The 19,288-nt window shown below is 64.8% G+C and carries 18 protein-coding genes; 15 read left to right on the top strand and 3 right to left on the bottom strand.

Going from position 1 to position 19,288, the window contains the following annotated elements; genetic code table 11:
• Positions 1-8: 8 nt before the first annotated feature.
• Positions 9-404, top strand: a complete 396-nt coding sequence (locus ABI213_RS06940) for a VOC family protein (RefSeq protein WP_348008602.1) — start codon at positions 9-11, stop codon at positions 402-404.
• A 5-nt stretch (positions 405-409) separates the two neighbouring features.
• Positions 410-955: an NYN domain-containing protein gene (locus ABI213_RS06935; protein WP_348008601.1), complete on the top strand. Its 546-nt coding sequence runs from the start codon at positions 410-412 to the stop codon at positions 953-955.
• A 55-nt stretch (positions 956-1,010) separates the two neighbouring features.
• Here ABI213_RS06935 and ABI213_RS06930 read toward each other — a convergent pair whose 3' ends face one another.
• Both ABI213_RS06930 and norR read right to left on the bottom strand, forming a co-directional pair.
• Positions 1,011-1,496 carry an acyl-CoA thioesterase gene (locus ABI213_RS06930; protein ID WP_348008600.1) on the bottom strand — a complete coding sequence of 162 codons (486 nt, stop codon included), beginning with the start codon at positions 1,494-1,496 and terminating at the stop codon, positions 1,011-1,013.
• A 39-nt stretch (positions 1,497-1,535) separates the two neighbouring features.
• On the bottom strand, positions 1,536-3,086 hold the full coding sequence (gene norR / locus ABI213_RS06925; protein ID WP_348008599.1) for a nitric oxide reductase transcriptional regulator NorR: 1,551 nt from the start codon (positions 3,084-3,086) through the stop codon (positions 1,536-1,538).
• Positions 3,087-3,235: 149 nt separating this feature from the next.
• Between norR and hmpA the strand changes: the two genes are divergently transcribed.
• Positions 3,236-4,417, top strand: a complete 1,182-nt coding sequence (hmpA, locus tag ABI213_RS06920; RefSeq protein WP_348008598.1) for an NO-inducible flavohemoprotein — start codon at positions 3,236-3,238, stop codon at positions 4,415-4,417.
• Here the strand turns inward: hmpA and ABI213_RS06915 are convergent, their stop codons facing one another.
• Entirely contained in the window at positions 4,418-5,326 is a 909-nt protein-coding gene (locus tag ABI213_RS06915; RefSeq protein WP_348026518.1) for a LysR family transcriptional regulator, read from the bottom strand.
• Positions 5,327-5,477: 151 nt separating this feature from the next.
• Here ABI213_RS06915 and ABI213_RS06910 point away from each other — a divergent pair, with 151 nt between their 5' ends.
• The 12 genes from ABI213_RS06910 to ABI213_RS06855 all read left to right on the top strand — a co-directional run bounded on the left by ABI213_RS06910 (position 5,478) and on the right by ABI213_RS06855 (position 19,286).
• Positions 5,478-7,190: a DUF1302 family protein gene (locus ABI213_RS06910; protein ID WP_348008596.1), complete on the top strand. Its 1,713-nt coding sequence runs from the start codon at positions 5,478-5,480 to the stop codon at positions 7,188-7,190.
• 43 nt (positions 7,191-7,233) lie between these two features.
• Entirely contained in the window at positions 7,234-8,598 is a 1,365-nt protein-coding gene (locus tag ABI213_RS06905; RefSeq protein WP_348008595.1) for a DUF1329 domain-containing protein, read from the top strand.
• A gap of 13 nt (positions 8,599-8,611) precedes the next feature.
• Positions 8,612-9,685, top strand: coding sequence for a YCF48-related protein (locus tag ABI213_RS06900; protein ID WP_348008594.1), 1,074 nt, complete (start codon positions 8,612-8,614; stop codon positions 9,683-9,685).
• Entirely contained in the window at positions 9,685-12,072 is a 2,388-nt protein-coding gene (locus ABI213_RS06895) for an MMPL family transporter (protein WP_348008612.1), read from the top strand. Before ABI213_RS06900 ends, ABI213_RS06895 begins: the two co-directional genes overlap by 1 nt.
• Complete coding sequence (locus ABI213_RS06890) at positions 12,069-13,256, top strand: MFS transporter (protein WP_348026516.1); 1,188 nt, start codon at positions 12,069-12,071, stop codon at positions 13,254-13,256. The genes ABI213_RS06895 and ABI213_RS06890 overlap by 4 nt, the downstream gene beginning before the upstream one ends.
• A gap of 22 nt (positions 13,257-13,278) precedes the next feature.
• Positions 13,279-14,436 carry a prolyl oligopeptidase family serine peptidase gene (locus tag ABI213_RS06885; protein WP_348008592.1) on the top strand — a complete coding sequence of 386 codons (1,158 nt, stop codon included), beginning with the start codon at positions 13,279-13,281 and terminating at the stop codon, positions 14,434-14,436.
• Positions 14,437-14,485: 49 nt separating this feature from the next.
• A complete protein-coding gene (locus ABI213_RS06880) occupies positions 14,486-15,316 on the top strand; it encodes an EthD domain-containing protein (protein WP_348008591.1) in 831 nt (276 codons plus the stop codon).
• A gap of 56 nt (positions 15,317-15,372) precedes the next feature.
• Positions 15,373-16,317, top strand: a complete 945-nt coding sequence (locus tag ABI213_RS06875; RefSeq protein WP_348008590.1) for a VOC family protein — start codon at positions 15,373-15,375, stop codon at positions 16,315-16,317.
• Positions 16,318-16,329: 12 nt separating this feature from the next.
• On the top strand, positions 16,330-16,680 hold the full coding sequence (locus tag ABI213_RS06870) for a Rieske 2Fe-2S domain-containing protein (protein WP_348008589.1): 351 nt from the start codon (positions 16,330-16,332) through the stop codon (positions 16,678-16,680).
• Positions 16,681-16,754: 74 nt separating this feature from the next.
• Positions 16,755-17,882, top strand: coding sequence for an FAD-dependent oxidoreductase (locus ABI213_RS06865; protein ID WP_348008588.1), 1,128 nt, complete (start codon positions 16,755-16,757; stop codon positions 17,880-17,882).
• A 14-nt stretch (positions 17,883-17,896) separates the two neighbouring features.
• The gene (locus tag ABI213_RS06860) at positions 17,897-18,493 is read left to right on the top strand and encodes a cupin domain-containing protein (RefSeq protein WP_348008587.1); all 597 of its coding nucleotides are present in this window, start codon (positions 17,897-17,899) and stop codon (positions 18,491-18,493) included.
• 1 nt (position 18,494) lies between these two features.
• Entirely contained in the window at positions 18,495-19,286 is a 792-nt protein-coding gene (locus ABI213_RS06855) for a glucose 1-dehydrogenase (protein WP_348008586.1), read from the top strand.
• The last annotated feature ends 2 nt before the right edge of the window (positions 19,287-19,288 follow it).

The following is a 19,288-nucleotide window of genomic DNA, read 5'->3' as shown; positions in this document are numbered from 1 at the left end:
TCCAGCCCATGCTGCACCTCGCCCGCCTCCACCACGCCGCCATCATCTGCTCGGACTACGCCCGGTCGAGGGATTTTTACACCCGCATCCTGGGTTTGCGGGTGGTCGCCGAGAATCTGCGGGCTGAGCGCCAGTCTTACAAGCTGGATCTGGCGCTGGCCGATGGTTCGCAGATTGAGCTGTTTTCGTTCCCTGTGCCGCCACCACGCCCGTCCCGGCCCGAGGCTTGCGGTTTGCGGCATTTGGCGTTTGCGGTGGTAGATCTGGATGCCAACATCGCCAGCCTGCAAGCCGACGGTGTATTGGTTGAGCCGGTGCGGGTGGATGCATTCACCGGCCGCCGCTTCACTTTTTTTGCCGACCCCGACGGCCTGCCGTTAGAACTTTACGAAATCAACCCGTGACCCCCATGAAGACTGTCTGGATCGTCGATGCCGCCTACCTGTACAACTTTGGCCGTGCGCGTCCCAATGGCTTTGACTACCTGAAGCTGAAAAACGAGCTGGTCAAGGCCAACGGCGGCCCGCTGTACGAGAGCTACTACCTCAACTCCACCGGCGACCCCCATGCAGAGGCGCAAAACGCCTTCCACACCTGGATCAAATCCGCGCCGCCCAAGGGCCCGCAGATGCGCGTGCAGCTGTACAAGCTCAAGGACCAGCACAACCAGTGCCCGTCCTGCGGCACGCGGTTTGACCGCACCGTGCAAAAAGGCGTGGACGTGGCGATCGCCACGCTGATGATCAAGCTGGCCGCGCAGGGCATTTACGACCGGGTGATTTTGTCGGCGGGCGATGGCGACTTTGAAGATGCCATCTCGTACCTTAAGTCCGACCTGCGCAAGGAGGTTTGGCTCAACGGCGCGCAGAGCACCTTGTCGGCCGACCTGCAGTGCTACGCCGACCGCGTGCTGTGGCTGGACGACATGGGCTCCGCCATTGACCGTGACCGGTAGGTGCTATTGAAACAATAGCTGCCAGCGCAGGTGATACCTGCGCTGGAGGCACTTTTTATTCAGAAGTCTCTTTGATCGACTTGAACCGGTTGCGCAGCTCGTGGCGCAGGTTTTTGCGCAGAATGGCCTGCTCGAAGCGGCGTTTTTCATCGGGCGTGGCGGGCAGCAATGGCGGCACTGGCGCGGGCTTGCGGTCGTCGCCCACGGCCACCATGGTGAAAAAGCAGCTGTTCACATGGCGCACGCTGTGGGTGCGGATGTCTTCGGCCACCACCTTGATGCCGACCTCCATCGACGAGGTGCCCGCGTGGTTGATGCTGGCCAAAAAGGTCACCAGCTCGCCCACGTGGATGGGCTGCAAAAACATCACCTGGTCCACGCTGACCGTGACCACGTAGCGCCCGGCGTAGCGGCTGGCGCAGGCGTAGGCCACCTGGTCCAGCAGCTTGAGCACCGCGCCGCCGTGCACGTTGCCGGAGAAATTGGCCATGTCCGGGCTCATCAGAACGGTCATGCTGAGTTGGTGCAGGGGGAAATCCATAGGGGTTCTCTTTTAATCGTTGTAAGTTTGGTGTCAATGTTAGCGGGTGCGTAAACCCAGCCGACGCGCCAGCCGGACCAAATTGGCCCGGTGCAGGCCCAGTTCACGCGCCACCGAGGCCCAGTTGCCACCGTGCTGCTGCAGACTGGCGGCGATACGCTGGCGCTGGTGGTCGTCTAGCGAGGTGCGCAAATCGACTGGAACTGCGGTGTCGGCGGGCAGGCTTTGCACGTGCAATTGCGGTGCCAACTCTTTCTCCAGTGCCAGGTGCGCTGCCGTCAGGCTGACAATCCGCGCCCGGGGGGCTGCGCCTTGCTGGGCTTTGAGGGCGCTGCGGGCGATCAGGTGCTCCAGCTCGCGCACATTGCCGGGCCAGCTATGCGCCAGCAGCGCGGCCTGGGCGTCGGCATCCAGGCGCAGGCTGCCCAGGCCGAGGCGGGAGCGGTTCAGTTCCAGAAAATGCCCGGCCAGCAGCAGCACGTCGTGGCCACGCTCGCGCAGCGGTGGTACCGGCAGCGGGTAGACGCTGAGGCGGTGGTAGAAGTCGGCGCGGTAGCGGCCCGCGCGCACCTCCTGAGCCAGGTCGCGGTTGGTGGCGGCAATCACCCGCACGTCCACCCGGTGCTCGCGGTCCGAGCCCAGGCGTTGCAACTGGCCGTTTTGCAGCACGCGCAGCAGCTTGGCCTGCACGTTCAGCGACAGCTCGCCCACCTCGTCGAGAAACAGCGTGCCGCCATCGGCCAGCTCGAACTTGCCGCGCCGGTCGGCCACGGCGCCAGAGAACGCGCCGCGCACGTGGCCGAACAGTTCACTCTCCACCAGCGACTCGGGCAGGGCCGCGCAGTTGATGCTGATCAGCGGCCGCGCAGCGCGGGGCGAGGCCGCATGCAGCGCCTGCGCCACCAGCTCTTTGCCGACACCGGTTTCGCCGGTGACCAGCACCGTCAGGTCGCTGTTGCCCACGGTGGCAATGTCGGCCAGCAGGCGCTGGTGGGCCGGGCTTTGGCCGATCAGCACCGGGGTGGGGTGGTCCTGGGCCAGGGCGCGGTAGCTTTCGGCCCGCAGGTGCTCGGTTTCCGCTTGCTGCGCCAGCCCGGCGATGCGCTGTACCACGCTGGCGGTGGCGGCGGCCAGGCTGGCAAAGGCTTGCAAGTCGCCCAGGTCTACGGTGCTGAAACGCTCTTTGTCCAGCGCATCCAGCGTCAGCACGCCCCAGGGCTGGTCGCCCAGCAGCACGGGGCAGCCCATGCAGTCGTGCACCTCTAGCTGCACGCCAGGGATCAGGCCGTCGTAGGGGTCGGGCAGGGGGCTGTCGGCCGGAAAGCGCAGCGGGCCGGGGGCTTGCAGCAGGGCTTGCAGGCGCGGGTGCTCGGCCACCTTGAAGCGCCGCCCCAGGGTGTCGTGGCTCAGGCCGTTGACCGCCAGCGGCACCAGCGTGGGCCCGTCCAGCCGCAGCAGGGCCGCCGCGTCGCAGGGCAGCAGCGCACGCACGGCCTCCAGCAGACGGCGGTAGCGCTCGGCATCGGGCAGTTCGCGGGCCAGGTCGTTCACCAGCGGGACGATGGTTTGCAGCAGGGATTTTGTAGTCATTCTGATATTTTTTAAGATCATTATGACTGCATCCATTAGATACTGTAAAAGCGTAAGTGCTTGATTTGTATAGACCGTAGGCCGGGCATGGATCTTGATAAACCGGGTGCAGCAGAGCGTCGCCCTGCAGCCTCATTGAAAGCCCATCCATGCTGACCCCTGAACAACGCGCCATCGTCAAATCCACCGTGCCCCTGCTGGAGAGCGGCGGCGAGGCGCTGACCACGCATTTCTACAAAATCCTGCTGGCCGAACACCCCGAGGTACGGCCGTTTTTCAACCAGGCGAACCAAGCCAGCGGTGACCAGCCGCGCGCGCTGGCGAATGGTGTGCTGATGTACGCCCGGCATATCGATAAGCTGGAGCAGCTGGGCGGCCTGGTGACGCAGATCATCCAGAAGCATGTGTCGCTGCAGATCCAGCCCGAACACTACCCCGTGGTCGGCGCCTGCCTGCTACGCGCCATCCGCGAAGTGCTGGGCGCCGAGATCGCTACCGATACAGTCATCGCTGCATGGGGCGCGGCCTATGGCCAGTTGGCCGACATCCTGATCGGGGCCGAAGAAAAAATCTATGCCGATACCGCTGCCGCCCCGGGCGGCTGGCGCGGTGCGCGGGCCTTCCGCGTGGCCCGCAAAGAGGTCGAGAGCAGCGAAATCACCTCGTTCTACCTACAGCCGCAAGACGGCGGCGCGCTGGCCGAATTTGTGCCGGGCCAGTACATCGGCCTGCGCCTTATGGTGAACGGCCAGGAGATTCGCCGCAACTACTCGCTGTCGGCCGCCCCCAATGGTGTGGACTACCGCATCAGCGTCAAGCGCGAGGCTGGCGGCCTGGCGTCGAACCATCTGCATGACCAGGTACAGGTTGGCGATGTGCTGGAGCTGTTTCCGCCCGCAGGCGAATTCGTGCTGGCGGCCGGTGAGCGCCCCGTGGTGCTGATCAGCGGCGGCGTTGGCATCACGCCCACGTTGGCGATGTTGGACGCGGCGCTGCAGGGCACACGGCCGGTGCACTTCATCCACTGTGCGCGCAATCGCCATGTGCATGCCTTCCGCCACGCCATCGAGGCGCGCCTGGCCAAGCACCCGCAGTTGCAGCGCTTTTATGCCTATGACGAGCACAGCGGTTCTGAAGACGCACCGCATGCCGTGGGCCACCTGGAGCCGCAACAGTTGGCCCAGTGGCTGCCCGCCTCGCGCGATGTGGACGCGTATTTTTTGGGCCCCAAGCCCTTTATGCGCCAGGTGAAAAAGCAGTTGCGCGCATTGGGCGTGCCCGAGGCGCAAACCCGCTATGAATTCTTCGGCCCAGCGGCATCGCTGGACTGACTAGATTTGCGCGCCCACTTCGAGCGCGCAGTTGCGCAGCCAGGCTAGGGCCAAGTCGTTGTTGCGGTATTTGTGCCATTGCAGCATCTGGACCAGCTTGGGGATTTCCAGCGGCGGCTCCCAGATGCGGATGGGCAACAGGTGGCGCACCCGCTCGGCCAGCCGGCGGTGCACGGTGGCGATGCGGTCGGTGCCCACGACCAGGCTGGGTAGGGCGGCCAGGGTCGGGGCCGTGACTTCGACCCGGCGGGTGATGCCAAAGCGTTCCAGAAACCAGCCGTCGAATGCCGGTGTCTGCGCAGCGCCGGAAAAATTGGCCAGCACATGGCCTGCAGCCAGGTAGTCCTCAAAGCTCAGTCTGTCCTGGATATGCCGATTGCCGGTCCAGGTGACGCACATATAGTTTTCTTCAAACAGCGGCTGTGACGGGTGGTCGGGTGAGGCGTACTGGGCGGGAATGATCAGCAGGTCGGCATCGCCTTGTTCCAGAATTTCGGCGGGGTTGGTGTACTGCATGCGCAGGTCTATGCGTACGCCCGGCGCCTCGTGGTACAGCCGCTCCAGCAGGGCGGGTACGAAGACCGTGGTGGTGAAGTCGGACACCAGCAGGGTGAAGGCCCGCGAGGCGGTGGCTGGGTCAAAGCGGGGCTGCACGGCAATCGTGCTGTCGATGCGCATCAGCACTTCGCGCACTGGCTCCACCAGCGCTTCGGCGCGCGGTGTCCAGATCAGTTGGCGCCCCGATGGCACCAGCAATTCATCTTCGAAATAAGCCCGCAGGCGTGCCAGCGCATTGCTCATGGCGGGCTGGCTGAGGTGCACGCGCACAGCCGCGCGGCTGATGTTGCGCTCGGTCAGCAAGGCGTTCAGCGCCACCAGCAGGTTGAGGTCGAGTTTGTTGAATCGCATGCTCGGGGTAACCCTTGGTATTAGTGGCGTGGATTTGTGGAATCGAAAGAATCCATTTTACGAATGCTTTACCCCTCCGTACATTCCGTTTCCAGGTCGGGGCAAACCGCAATTTGCAGCCCACCGTAAGACAACAAACCGGAGACAAAGCATGCACCCACGTTTATGGAAGCGGACCCCGTCCGCCCGGGCTCCGCGCCCCTATTCCCCTTATTCCCGCGTTCAGCTGATGACGCGTACCGCCATGGCCTGCGCGGCGCTGGGGGCCGTGCAAGGCGCCCAGTCCATGGAGCTGGACAGCGGCAACCCGGACCTGAGCCTGCGCTTCGACAACACGGTCAAGGCCAGCACCATGTACCGGCTGCGCAATGCGGACCCGGCGCTGACACAGTCTTTCAGCGCCCAGGGTGCGCCGCAGGCCATCAACTTCAATGCGGGCGACCAGAACTTCAGCCAGCGCGGTTTTGTGTCGGAGCGGCTGGATCTGTTGTCCGAGTTCGATGCGGTGTACCAAGGCCGGTTTGGCCTGCGGATCAGCGCCGCTGGCTGGTACGACCGGGCCTACCAGCGCGGCACCGATGCGCCCAACGACCCGACCAACGGCCAGTCACCCTACAACCAGTTCGCCGACCACACCCAGGAGGAGTCGGGCCGCAAGGCAGAGCTGATGGATGCATTCGTGTTTGGCAGCACCACCTTGGCCAACGGTGGCAAGCTCAGCGGTCGGCTGGGCCAGCACAGCTTGCTGTACGGCGAAAGCCTGTTCTTTGGCGACAACGGCATTGCCGCTGCGCAGGGGCCGACGGACGTGTCCAAGCTGCTGTCGTCACCGAACGCGCAGTTCAAGGAAATCGCCATTCCGGTGCCGCAGCTGTCGGGCCAGTGGCAGGTGGCGCCCAACTTCAGCCTGGGGGGCTATGTGCAATTCCAGTGGAAGGAGAGTCGTGTGCCTGCAGCCGGCAGCTATTTCTCCACCGCCAATGTGCCTTGGGGGGCTACCGGGCCGGAGTTTGTCGGCATTCCGGCATCCATTCCCGGCATTGGTGGCAACTATGTGGCCCAGCCAGGCGCAGACGACAAGCCACGCAACAGCGGCCAATTTGGCCTGCAGGCGAAATGGCGGTTGGACGAGACCGACCTGGGTTTTTACTACGCGCGTTACCACGATAAGACTGGCCAGCTCTATTCCCGGCTGAACCCCGGTGCACCCGCTACGGACAGCAGCTGGTTCTATGTATTCGGCAGCGACATCGATGTGGCAGGCGCCAGCGTGTCGCGTTCGGTGGGTGACTTCAATGTGTCCGCCGAAGCCTCGCTGCGCGACAACATGCCGCTGAATGTGAACAACGCTGTGTATTTCGGCCCCAATGGTACGGCCCGGCCGGCGTATCCGACTGGACGCACCGCGCACATCAACCTGTCCACCATTGCCAGCTTTGGCCCGAACTTCTTGGCCAAGGAAAGCGGCCTGGCGGCCGAGCTGGCCTGGAACCGCGTGCTGCATAAAAACGACCCGGACAACGAGATCGACCAGGGCCGCACCCGCGACGCCAGCATCGTGCAGTTTGTCTACACCCCGACCTACCGGCAGGTGTTTGACGGTGTGGACATCAACGTGCCTGTGGGCCTGCGCTACACCCTGTCGGGTCGTTCCAGCGTCACCGCCTGGGGCCCAAAGGGCACGGGCAGCGCCAACATTGGCATTGAAGGCAACTTCCGCAATACCTGGCAATTCGGGCTGAACTACACCCGCTACATCGGCACCAGCAAGCCCTTTAACGACTACAGCACAGGGCAGTTCAGCGACGGCAACCCGCTGGGCGACCGCAACTTCATCTCATTGAACCTGCGTCGCACGTTCTGACCCCCCCGCTAACCCCTACCCATTTGGAATTACCGGAGACACCATGAAAAAAAACCACCATACCCTGCTGGCGGCCTGCGGGCTGCTGATGGGCGCTGCCACCAGCCTGCCAAGCTGGGCCGCCGTCAGCGCGGAAGAGGCCGCGAAACTGAAGACCGAGCTGACACCGCTGGGTGCTGAAAAAGCCGCCAACAAAGACGGCAGCATTCCCACCTGGACCGGCGGCCTGACCACCGCGATTGCTGGCGACAACGCCGGCGGCCGCCGCGGCGACCCGTTCAAGGACGAAAAGCCGCTGACCAGCATCACCGGCAAGAACGCCGACCAATACGCCGACAAGCTCAGCGACGGCGTGATGGCTTTGCTGAAGAAATACCCCGACTACCGGGTAGATGTGTACAAGACGCACCGCACCGCCGCCGCGCCGCAGTGGGTTTACGACAACACGCAGAAAAACGCTACCCGTGGCAAGCTGCAGGGCGATGTGCCGATCGATGTGGTGGGCGGTATTCCTTTCCCCCTGCCCAAAGTGGGCGCCGAAGTGATATGGAACCACATGCTGCGCTGGCGCGGTACTTCCTTCCAGTCCAAGGTCACCCAGTACCAGATCACGGCAGACGGCAAGCCGGTGATGACCACCGACGGCGTCATCGACTTCCAGATTCCGTACTACTACCCCGACGTCACGCTGGAGTCTTTTGCCAAGGCACCCGAGACCCAACTGATCCGCCTGGTCAACGTGGGCCCTCCGATACGCGCGGGCGAAGCCATCACCGGCCGCGACCAGATCGACCCGGCCAAGACCCAGTCCTGGGTCTACCTGACCGGCCAGCGCCGTGTGCGCAAGCTGCCCAACCCTTGCTGCGATACGCCGTCGCCAGTGACCGCCGGGCTGATGAGCTTTGACGAGGTGCAGACCTGGTCCGGCAAGCTGGACCGCTTCGACTTCAAGCTGGCAGGCAAGAAGGAGATGTTCATCCCCTACAACGGCAACCGCCTGCTACAAGCCAAGACCGATGCCGAGGTATTGGGCAAGAACGGCGTGAATCCCGACTTCATGCGCTGGGAGCTGCACCGGGTCTGGGTGGTGAATGCCAGCCTGCGGGCCGGTCAACGCCACCCTGCCGCCAAGAGCCGCTATTACTGCGACGAAGACACCTGGGCCTGTGTGCTGGCCGACCGCTGGGATTCCAACGGCCAGCTCTGGAAGTCCATCTGGACCGCCACCTTTGTGGCGCCCGATCTGCCAGGCACGGTAACCGGAGCTTTCGGCTTCAACGACCTGCTGTCGGGCACCGCCTATGTGGGTGACCTGTACAACAGCAAGTCGGCGCAATACACGCTGCAGCCACGCTACGCCGACTCCACTTTCTCGCCCGATGCCATGGCTGGCGACAGCGTTCGCTGAGGCGTAGGACAACATGCTTCTGATTTCCTTGAAGCCACCGGAAACGGGCCGACTGCGTGCCCTGCTGGTGTGCGCCGCTGCGCTGGCACTGCCCGCAGCATGGGCTGCACCAGTGGGTAGTGCGCTGGACCGCCCTGCCTTGGTCAGCCCGCAAGCCGCCCAGGCGGTGTTGTTGGGCGCGGCCCTGGCAGGGTCGCGTGTGGTAGCGGTAGGCGAGCGCGGCATTGTGCTGCTGTCAGACGATGCGGCGGCCCACTGGCGCCAGGCCCAGGTGCCCACCAGCGTGACGCTGACCGCCGTGCGCTTTGTGGATGCCCAGCATGGCTGGGCCACGGGCCACAGCGGCGTGGTGCTGGCCACGGTGGACGGTGGCGAGACCTGGGTGCGCCAACTGGAAGGCAAGGCCGCTGCCCAGTTGGTGTTGGACGAGGCCCAGGCCCGCGGTGACGCCGCCGCGGTGAAGAACGCCCAGCGCCTGGTGGCCGACGGTGCCGACAAGCCTTTGCTGGACCTGCATTTCTTTGACGCCCAGCACGGTATCGTGGTGGGTGCGTACAACCTGGCATTCATGACCGAAGACGGCGGCCACAGCTGGAAGCCCTGGGGCCAGCATCTGGACAACCCCAAGGCCTTGCACCTGTACACCGTGCGCGCCCAGGGCAACACCGTGGTGATCGCTGGCGAGCAGGGTCTGGTGCTGCAATCGCAAGACGCTGGCCAACACTTCACCCGGCTGACCACGCCCTACCAGGGCAGCTTTTTTACGGCCGAACTGCCCGCCCATGGCGAGATCGTGCTGGCCGGTCTGCGCGGTAATGCATGGCGCTCCACCGATGCAGGCACCACCTGGTTGGCCATTGCGGCGGCTGCGCCGATTTCATTCACCGCGTCGGCATTGCGCGCGGGGCAGGGGGCTGTGCTGGCCAACCAGGGCGGGCAGTTGTTTGCCCTGCGTGACGGTACTCTGAGCTTGCTGCCTGGCGCAGCGCTGCCTTCGCCCGCTGGCGTTTTGCCGTTGACCGATGGACGGCTGCTGGCGCTGACGGTACGCGGTGCGATCGCCGTGCCATTGGGGACGGCACCATGATGGCGGCAACATCACCCATGCCCCCAGCAGCGGCATTCAATACACAATCTGGCTCGGTGGTGGAGCGCTTGCTGTTCAACCACCGCCTGTGGGTGGTCTGCATCTGCGCGCTGGTCACGCTGCTGCTGGGCTGGCAGGCGACCCGTCTGGACTTGAATGCGAGTTTCGAGAAGACCATCCCCGGCCACCATCCCTATATCCAGAACTACCTGCAGCACCAAAGCGAGCTGCGCGGCCTGGGCAATGCTTTGCGCATTGCGGTGGCCAACCCCAAAGGCAGTATTTACGACGCGAGCTATCTGGAGACCCTGCGCAAGATCAGCGACGAAGTGTTCCTGGTACCCGGCGTGGACCGCGTGGGCATGAAGTCGCTTTGGACGCCATCGACCCGCTGGGTCGGTGTGACCGAGGATGGGCTGGAAGGAGGCCCGGTGATCCCGGAGGGCTACGACGGCGGCGCAGCCAGCCTGCAGCAACTGGCAGCGAATATCGAACGCTCGGGCGAGATCGGCCAGACCGTGGCGTTGGACCGGCGCTCCAGCGTGCTGTTTGTGCCGCTGCTGACCCGCGATGCCCAGGGCAATGCGATGGACTACCGCGCATTGTCGCAACGCCTGGAGCTGCTGCGTGCCAAGTACAGCGCACAAGGGGTGTCGGTGCACATCACCGGCTTTGCCAAGATCGTGGGCGACCTGATCGACGGCGTGCAGGCGGTGCTGGTGTTCTTTGCGCTGGCGGTGGCGATTGCCAGCGTGATGGTGTTTGCCTACACCCGCTGTGTGCGTTCCACCGTGCTGGTGGTGGCGGCGTCCATGGTGGCGGTGGTGTGGCAACTGGGCCTGCTGCCCTTGCTGGGCCAGCAGCTCGACCCGTATTCCATCCTGGTGCCGTTCCTGGTGTTTGCCATCGGCATGAGCCACGGCGCGCAGAAGATGAACGGCATCATGCAGGACATAGGCCGTGGCATGCCCAGCCTGGTGGCGGCACGCTTTACCTTTCGCCGCCTGTTTTTGGCCGGGCTGACGGCGCTGCTGGCCGATGCCGTGGGCTTTGCGGTGCTGCTGGTGATCGACATCCAGGCCATCCGTGAGCTGGCCCTGGCGGCCAGCCTGGGCGTGGCGGCGCTGATCTTCACCAACCTGATCCTGCTGCCGATTTTGCTCAGCTACACCGGCGTCAGCCCCGCTGCCGCGCAGCGCAGCCTACGGGCCGAGGCGGGCGATGCCAGCGGCGCGGCGCGCAGCCCGCTGTGGGCCTGGCTGGACCGCTTTACCCAGCGCCGCTGGGCGACAGCGGCCGTGGCCGGTGGCGTGCTGCTGGGCGTGGCCGGTGCGCTGGTGGCGTCGCAGCTGAAGATTGGCGACCTGGACCCGGGCGCTCCCGAGCTGCGCGCCGACAGCCGCTACAACCGCGACGTGGCCTTCATCAACAGCGCCTATGGCGCGGGCAGTGACGTGCTGGCCGTGATGGTCAAGACGCCCGAAGGCCAGTGCTCCCAGTACGAGACGCTGAACAAGGTGGATGCGCTGGAGTGGCAGCTGCGCCAGCTCGACGGCGTGGAGTCCACCAACACTCTGGCACTGCTGAACCGCCGCGTGCTGACGGGCCTGAGCGAGGGCAACCCCAAGTGGTACGAGTTCCTGAACAACCAGGACATGCTCAACACCGTGACCGCTGGCGCACCGCGTGGGCTGTACAACGACAGCTGCGGCCTGCTGACGCTGTACGTCTACCTGCGCGACCACAAGGCCGACACCCTGACCCGCGTGGTTGAGCATGTGGAAGCCTTCGCCAAAGAAAACGACACAGCGGACGTGCAGTTTCTGCTGGCGGCGGGCAATGCCGGTATCGAGGCGGCCACCAATATCGTCGTCAAACATGCCTGGCACCAGATGCTGCTGATGGTGTATGGCGCGGTGGTGCTGCTGTGCTTCATTACCTTCCGCTCCTGGCGCGCGGTGGTGGTGGCGGTGCTGCCACTGGTGCTGACATCGTTTTTGGCAGAGGCGCTGATGGTGGCCTTCGGCATGGGCGTCAAGGTGGCGACGCTGCCGGTGATTGCGCTAGGTGTGGGCATAGGCGTGGATTACGCGCTGTACATCCTCAGCGTCACCCTGGCGCAGCTGCGTGCCGGGGCTAGCCTGTCGCAGGCGTATTACCGGGCGCTGCTGTTCACCGGCAAGGTGGTGATGCTGACCGGCGTGACGCTGGCGATTGGCGTCATCACCTGGGTGGCCAGCCCTATCAAGTTCCAGGCCGACATGGGTTTGCTGCTGGCCTTCATGTTCCTCTGGAACATGCTGGGTGCATTGATCCTGCTGCCCGCGTTGGCCCACTTCCTACTCAAACCCGCCGCGCAGACGGCCGCCACGGAGACAACAGCATGAAAACAGATACCGAGCATTGGCAGGGCCGCGCCATCCTGCTATTGGCCCATGTGGCCGGCATGGTGGACCTGGTGGCGCTGCCCGTCTGGGTGGGCTCCGCCTTGATAGGCCAATACCATCTCAGCCCGCCGCAGGCCGGTGCCATGGTCACAGCCTATCTGGCGGCGGCCGTGCTGGCCAGCCTGGTGTTTGCGCCACGCTTTCACCGGTATGCGCCCTGGCGCGCGGCGCCACTGGGCTATGCGCTGGCCTTTATCGCCTTTGCTGCAATGACCCAGACCACCCACGTGGGCGCCATGACGGTGTTGCACGCGGTGGCCGGGTTGGGTGCGGGAACCGGCTTGTCGTTCGTGCACGGCACCATAGGCCGTAGTGCCCGGCCACACCGCCTGTTTGCCATTGTCAGCATTGGCCTGGGCGTGTCCGGCATCGTGTTCATCGGCGTGGCCCAGAGCATGGTGACGCAGCACGGCGGCGTGGCTTTATTCGCCATGTTTGCCGCGCTGATGGCCTGTGCTACCTTGGGTACAGCGCTGGCTTTCCCCCGACCCACGGCGGTGGATGGCAGCGCCAAGCCGGTACCGCGCGAGGTGCAGCCGATTGCCGCACCGGTTTGGTGGGCAATTGCCGGCCTGACGCTGATGGCCGTCACCCAGTCCATGGTGTTCAGCTTTGCCGAGCGCATCGGTACCGAGCGCGGCTTTGGCGACCGGGTGCTGGTGGTGCTGGTAGTGCTGGTAGTGCTGGGTTTTATCAACCTCTTGCCGCCGGTGCTGGCTGCGCTGACCGAGCGGCGTTGGCCTGCTTTCAGCGCAGCCGCAGGCGGCGTGCTGGTGCAGGCCGGACTGGCCGTGGCTCTGGCCTGGGGTAGCGGATTCGCGATGTATGCGGTGGCTACCGCATTGTTCGTGACGCCAATGATCTTCACCCATACCTTTGTCTTCGGCTGGCTGTCGCGTAACGACGCCAGTGGCCGCGCGGTGGCGCTGACACCCGCCATGCTGATGAGCGGGGCTGCGATTGGTCCGGTGGTGGGCGGCGTGCTGGTGGCGGGCTTTGGCACGCCATCCATCGGCTTGGCCGCGGTACTGGTCTGCGCCGTGTCCTGGCTGTGTTATCGCCGCGCTGCGCATCTTTCGCCCGGTGTGGTGCAGGCCGCGTCCGCACCCGCTGTAGCCCATTGATTTTTACCCTGAGAAAGCAGTTATGTTCCGTTACTTCCCCACCAATTACGTCTGGGACCTGTCCGTCAACCTGGCCCTGGAGATGGGCGCGCGCATCGGTGAAATCGAGGTCATGTGCAAGCCACTACAAGAGGCTGCCAAACAGCCCGATGCCGCAGGCACCGCCGCCTTCCGCGAAACCTGGCAACACATGGCCGAGAAGCTGTGCGGCCTGGCCGAAGAAGACGAGGCCGCAGGCCGCCTGCTGTCTGCCGGTGAAAAATACAAACGCGCGGCCAACTACCTGCTGACCTGCGAACGCCTGCAGGCCCACGGCGCGCCCGGGCGGATCGCGCTGTACCAGCGTTTCGAGGAACTATTCTCCAAGGGCATTGCGCTGGCCCGCGACAACTGCGAGCGGGTGCAGATCCCCTACGGCGACAGCTTTCTCTCGGGCCTGCTGGTGCACGCCGAAGGCACTTCGGGACCGGCACCCCTGCTGCTGCAGGTCAACGGCCTGGATTCGACCAAGGAGATGAAGTACCTGGTGGGCCTGCCGGGCTGGCTGGCCAAGCGGGGCGTTTCATCGCTGATCATCGACCAGCCGGGCACCGGCGATGCGCTGCGTCTGCGCGGGCTGACTGCGCGCTTTGACAGCGAACACTGGGCCAGCCGCGTAGTGGACTGGCTGGAAACCCGCGCCGATGTGGACCCCAAGCGCATCGGCATGGAAGGCGTATCGCTCGGCGGCTACTACTGCCCGCGCGCCGTGGCCTTCGAGCCGCGCTTTGCCATGGGTGTGGTCTGGGGTGCCAACCACGACTGGCGCGACGTGCAGGCTAAACGATTGGCCAAGGAAGGCAATCTTCCTGTTCCGCACTACTGGGCGCACGTTTGCTGGGTCTGGGGCGCCAAGAACATCGACGACTTCATGCGCATTGCGCAGGACGTGCATCTGGACGGCATCCTGGACCGCATCAAGGTGCCGTTCCTGGTGACCCATGGCGAAAAGGATTCTCAGATCCCGCTGAAGTGGGCGCATGCCACCTATGAGCAGTTGGTCAACAGCCCGAAACGCGAGCTGAAGATCTTCACCGACCGCGAGGGCGGGGTGCAGCACAGCAGCTTCGACAACAGCGCCAATGCCGGTGCCTACATCGCCGACTGGGTGGCCGAAACATTAGGTGGTCGAACTGCCTAATGGCGCAGGTAATACGTGCGCAAGCAGCTATAAAAATAGGAGTATTTAGATGAACACAATGATCCACCGGCGGCACCTGCTGCTGGCTTCCCTGGCGCTGGGTGCGGCACCCTCGGACTATGCCCAGTCGGCGCCGCAGGTCCCGGGGCCGTTTGATTTGAAGCTGATGATCTTGGGCCGCCGCCGACCCGGCACCAGCATGGTGGAACACCGCCAGCACATCCGCAATGTGCATGGCGAAATGGTGTTGCGCTACATCGCCACCGACCCGCAGAATGCCCCGCGCCGTTATGTGCAGAACGCGGTGTTCGACGGGCAGTACCGCAGCTCCGCACCGGGCAGCGACCCATTTGCGTTGAACCGCGATTTCGTCACCCAGATCTGGTTCCCGGACTTTGGCGCGCTGGGTCGTTCGTTGCAAACGCCGTTCTACCTGCAGAACCTGAAGGGCGATGAAGACAACTTTGTGGACCAGAGCACGGTGGTGCCGCTTACCGTGCGCGAGCGGGAGGTGGTCGCCCAGCGCGCCCCGCTGGCGGGCGCCTGCAAGCTGTTCTTCTGCATCCAGCGCGCACCGGATGCCGATCCCGAAGCATTCCGCGCCGCCTGGCAGCAAGGCGCCGCCGCGCTGCAGGCCTGGCCTGTAGCCGCCAAGTTGCGCCGCTATGTGCAAAACGATGCCATGGCCAAACCCGGCACGACGGCCCCGCTGGATGGCATCGATGAATTCTGGCTGGACGACGAGGCCGCCGCCCGTAGCCTGTGGACGCAATGGCAGACCTGGGTGCGCGACACGCTGGTGGCCAAGGGCCTGGCTACCGCATCGGGCCACTTTGGCCTGCTGGCGACGGAAGCGGTGCTGTATGCCGGGCAGGGCTGATGCACCGCGCTCTGGCATGCCGACCTTTTTCTTACTTTTGAACTGAGCAACAAGCTATGAACATTATTGGACCCGATGCACTGGTCTTTGGCGTGGACGACGTGGCCGCCTGTATCCAGTACCTGACCGATTACGGCCTGACGCCGGTGGGCGTCACCGCCGAAGGTGGCCGTTTCGAGGCGCTGGACGGCACGGCCGTGGAAGTCCGCCATAAGGACGACCCCCGCCTGCCGCCTGCCATGGGCACGGCCAGCATGCTGCGCGAGACCGTGTACGGCGTGGCCGACGCAGCGACGCTGGACGCAATTGCCGCCGAGCTGGGCCGCGACCGCGAGGTGCGCCGCGATGCCCAGGGCCGCGTGCTGGCCGTGGATGACATGGGCTTTGCGTTGGCCTTTCAGCTCACTGTGCGCCGGTCTATCCAGCTGCCCGCTGAAACCATCAACGCACCAGGCGCCGCGCCGCAGCGTCCGGCCAACCAGGTGGCTGTCACGCCGGCCATGCAGGCCTTGCCGCGCTCCCTATCGCACGTGGTGTATTTCGTGCCCGACGCGGCCAAGGCCGAAGCCTTCTACCAGCGCCTGGGCTTTGTGTGCACCGACCGCTTTACCGGTGTGGGCCCGTTTCTGCGCCCGGCCGGCACGGCCGACCACCACACGCTGTTCATGATCCAGACGCCACCTTTCATGAAGGGGTGCGAGCACTTCACCTTCCACATGGGCGGGCCTACCGAGGTGATGCTGGCCGGCACCCGCTTCGTCAACAAGGGTTACCAGTCCTTCTGGGGACCGGGGCGCCATCTTTTTGGCTCCAACTGGTTTTGGTACTTCAACAGCCCGCTGGGCTGCCATGTGGAGTACGACGCCGACATGGACCTGCACGACGCCGAATGGCTGGCCCGCGAGGCACCCATGGGCGCGGACGCGTCGCAGCTATTCTTGTTCCAGCAGCGCGACAAGTGGGCGCCATCCGGTGGCCCACCACCCGGTGCGGCGCGCTGAAGGCGCAGTCTGATGACGCTGCTGTGCCATCTGGACGATGTGCCTCCGGGCACGTCGCGCGGCTTTGACCCCGGGCAGGCGGGCCGGGACACACTGTTTGCGGTGCGCTGTGGTGATGGGCTGCGGGTGTACCGTGACAACTGCCCGCACGCCAACAGCCCCATGGCCTGGCGCAAGGATGCGTACCTGAACCACGCGGGCGATGCCATCGTGTGCTTTGCCCACGGTGCGCTGTTTGATGTGGATACCGGGGCCTGCACGCTGGGGCCGTGTTTGGGCCAGTCGCTGCAGGCCGTTGCCCACGCGATAGACGTCCAGGGTTATGTGAGATTGATAGACACGACTTACGCAGCGGCCGACTGAAGGGCAACAGAAGGGCGACAGGCCCGCCAATCGGGCACTGCGCAAGTCTTAACAGATACAACGGAGATAGAAGAATGACAGCAGCACACAAGATTTTGATCATTGGTGGGGGGTTCTCGGGCATGGCGGCAGCCATACAGTTGCGCAAGCAGGGCTGCGCGGTGGATGTGGTTGAGATCGATTCGGGCTGGCGCTCCTACGGCGCGGGCATCAGCCTGGGCGGCGCTACCTTGCGCGCCTTTCGCACGCTGGGCGTGCTGGATGCGTTTTTGGCCCAGGGCTTCGCAGCCGATGGGGTGGACTTGTTCACCCCTACCGGCCATCAGATCGGCAGCCTGCCCACGCCGCGCATCGCGGGGCCGGACGTGCCCGGCGGCGGCGGCATCATGCGGCCGGTGCTGGCCAAGATACTGGCCGATGCCACCCGCGCATCGGGTGCCCAGGTGCGGCTGGGCTGCAGCTTCACCTCTATGCGCCAGGATGCCGATGGTGTGGACGTGGAATTCACCGATGGCAGCCAGCAGCGCTATGACCTGGTGATAGGCGCCGATGGCCTGTATTCCCAGGTGCGTAAGGCTTTGTTCCCGGATGCCCCTCAGCCAGCCTACAGCGGCCAGTGCGTGTGGCGGGCGGTGCTGCCCCGGCCTGCCGAGGTGCAGCGCACCATGATGTGGCTGGGCCCCAAGGTCAAGACCGGTGTGAACGCCGTGTCGCAAGAGGAGATGTACCTGTTCGTGACCGAAGACCGGGCGAACAATGACCGCGTGGACCCGCAGCGGTTTCCGCAGATGCTGGCCGACCTGTTGGCGCCATTTTCCGCCCCGCTGATGCAAAGCGTGCGAGCCCAGATCAACGCAGACGCGCAAATCGTCTTCCGCCCGCTGGAAAGCCTGCTCATGCCCCAGCCCTGGTACCAAAACCGGGTTGTGCTGATTGGCGATACGGTCCACGCCACCACGCCGCATATGGCGTCTGGCGCCTGCATTGGCATCGAGGATGCGATCGTGTTGGCCGACGAGCTGAATACGGACGGCGGCTTGCAGTCGGCGTTGGAGCGCTTCCAGGTGCGGCGCTGGGAGCGTTGCCGCATGGTGGTAGAGAACTCCGTGCGCCTGGGCGAGATCGAGATCACTGGTGGCGACAAGGCCGAGCACGGCCGCATCATGCGCGAGACGCTGATGGCCCTGGCCGCGCCCATTTGACGGTGGCAAACAGCATGGCATTTCATCCCATCCGCCGCATCGTCACCGGGCATGACGCCCAAGGCAAAGCCATCGTCAGCGAGGCCGGTCTGCTGCCCAAGGTGGTGGCGATCGAGAAAATTCCGGGCACCGTGTTCCACGAGATATGGTCCACCCAGAGCACGCCCGCACAGATAGACAACGGCGCGGACCCGACCCTGGGCGCGCTGGTCTTGCCACCGCCGCAGGCGGGCACCCGCATACGTGTCGTGGACATCCCGCCCGATACCGAAGACTTCCTGGCCCACGGTGCCGCTGCGATGCACGACGCCTTCACGCAGATTGGCGATGCCAGTGCGTCCACTGTGCGCGTCGATTCCCCGCATCCGCTGATGCACCGCACCGAGTCGGTGGACTACGGCGTGGTGCTAGACGGCGAAATGACCCTGGTGCTGGACGACAGCGCCACCCTGCTGCGCCAGGGTGATGTGGTGGTGCAACGCGGCACCAACCACGCCTGGGCCAACCGCTCGGGCCGCATGTGCCGCATGCTTTTTGTGCTGGTGGACGGAGCCTATACGCCGGCGCTGCGTGAGGCTCTGCAGGCCCGCGCCTCGGAGGTGGGTCACTGACATGGTGGCCCTGTCCCACGTTACAGAAATGTTCCGGCTGACCGGCCAGGTGGCCCTGGTCACCGGGGCCGCCCAAGGCCTGGGCTGGGCTATTGCACAGGCCATGGCAGCCCACGGTGCAGCGGTGGTGTTGGCCGATATCCAGACAGGGGCCTGCGAAGAGGCTGTTGCCGTGCTGCGAGCCCAGGGCCATGAGGCTCTGGCGCTGGGCTGCGACATGGCGGACGCGGCCCAGGTAGCGCGGCTGGTGCACGAAGCCAGCGCCTGGCGCGGCCACATTGACGCACTGGTGTGCAATGCGGGTGTGCAGGGGCCAGCTGGCCCCTTGGCGCAGGCCAGTGATGCCGATTGGCAGCGTGTGTGGGACATCAACCTGCGCGGCGCTGCGCGCTTGGCGCTGGGGGTGATACCCAGCATGGCCCATCGCGGCGGCGGCAGCGTGGTGCTGATGTCCAGCATCGCCGGTCTACGCGGCAACACCTCTATCGGCTTGTACGGATTGAGCAAGGCTGCGTTAGCACAGCTGGCCCGCAACCTGGCTGTGGAGTGGGGGCCACAGCAGGTCCGCGTCAATGCCATATCGCCAGGCCTGATCCGCTCGCCTTTGTCTACCGGCTTGATGGGCAACGCAGACTTCATGCAGCGCCGTCTGGCGCTTACACCCTTGCGCCGGGTGGGCGAACCCCACGAGGTGGCGGGCGTAGCCGTAATGCTGGCCAGCCCGGCCGGTGCCTTCATCACCGGGCAGAACCTGGTGGTGGACGGCGGCACTTTGATAACAGATGGAAATTGAGG

Origin of the sequence: Rhodoferax sp. (assembly GCF_039922535.1) — a bacterium.
Classification (GTDB): Bacteria; Pseudomonadota; Gammaproteobacteria; order Burkholderiales; family Burkholderiaceae_C; genus Rhodoferax_B.
The sequence above is the reverse complement of the archived record's forward strand: the minus strand, read 5'-3'. Positions and strand labels throughout refer to the sequence as shown.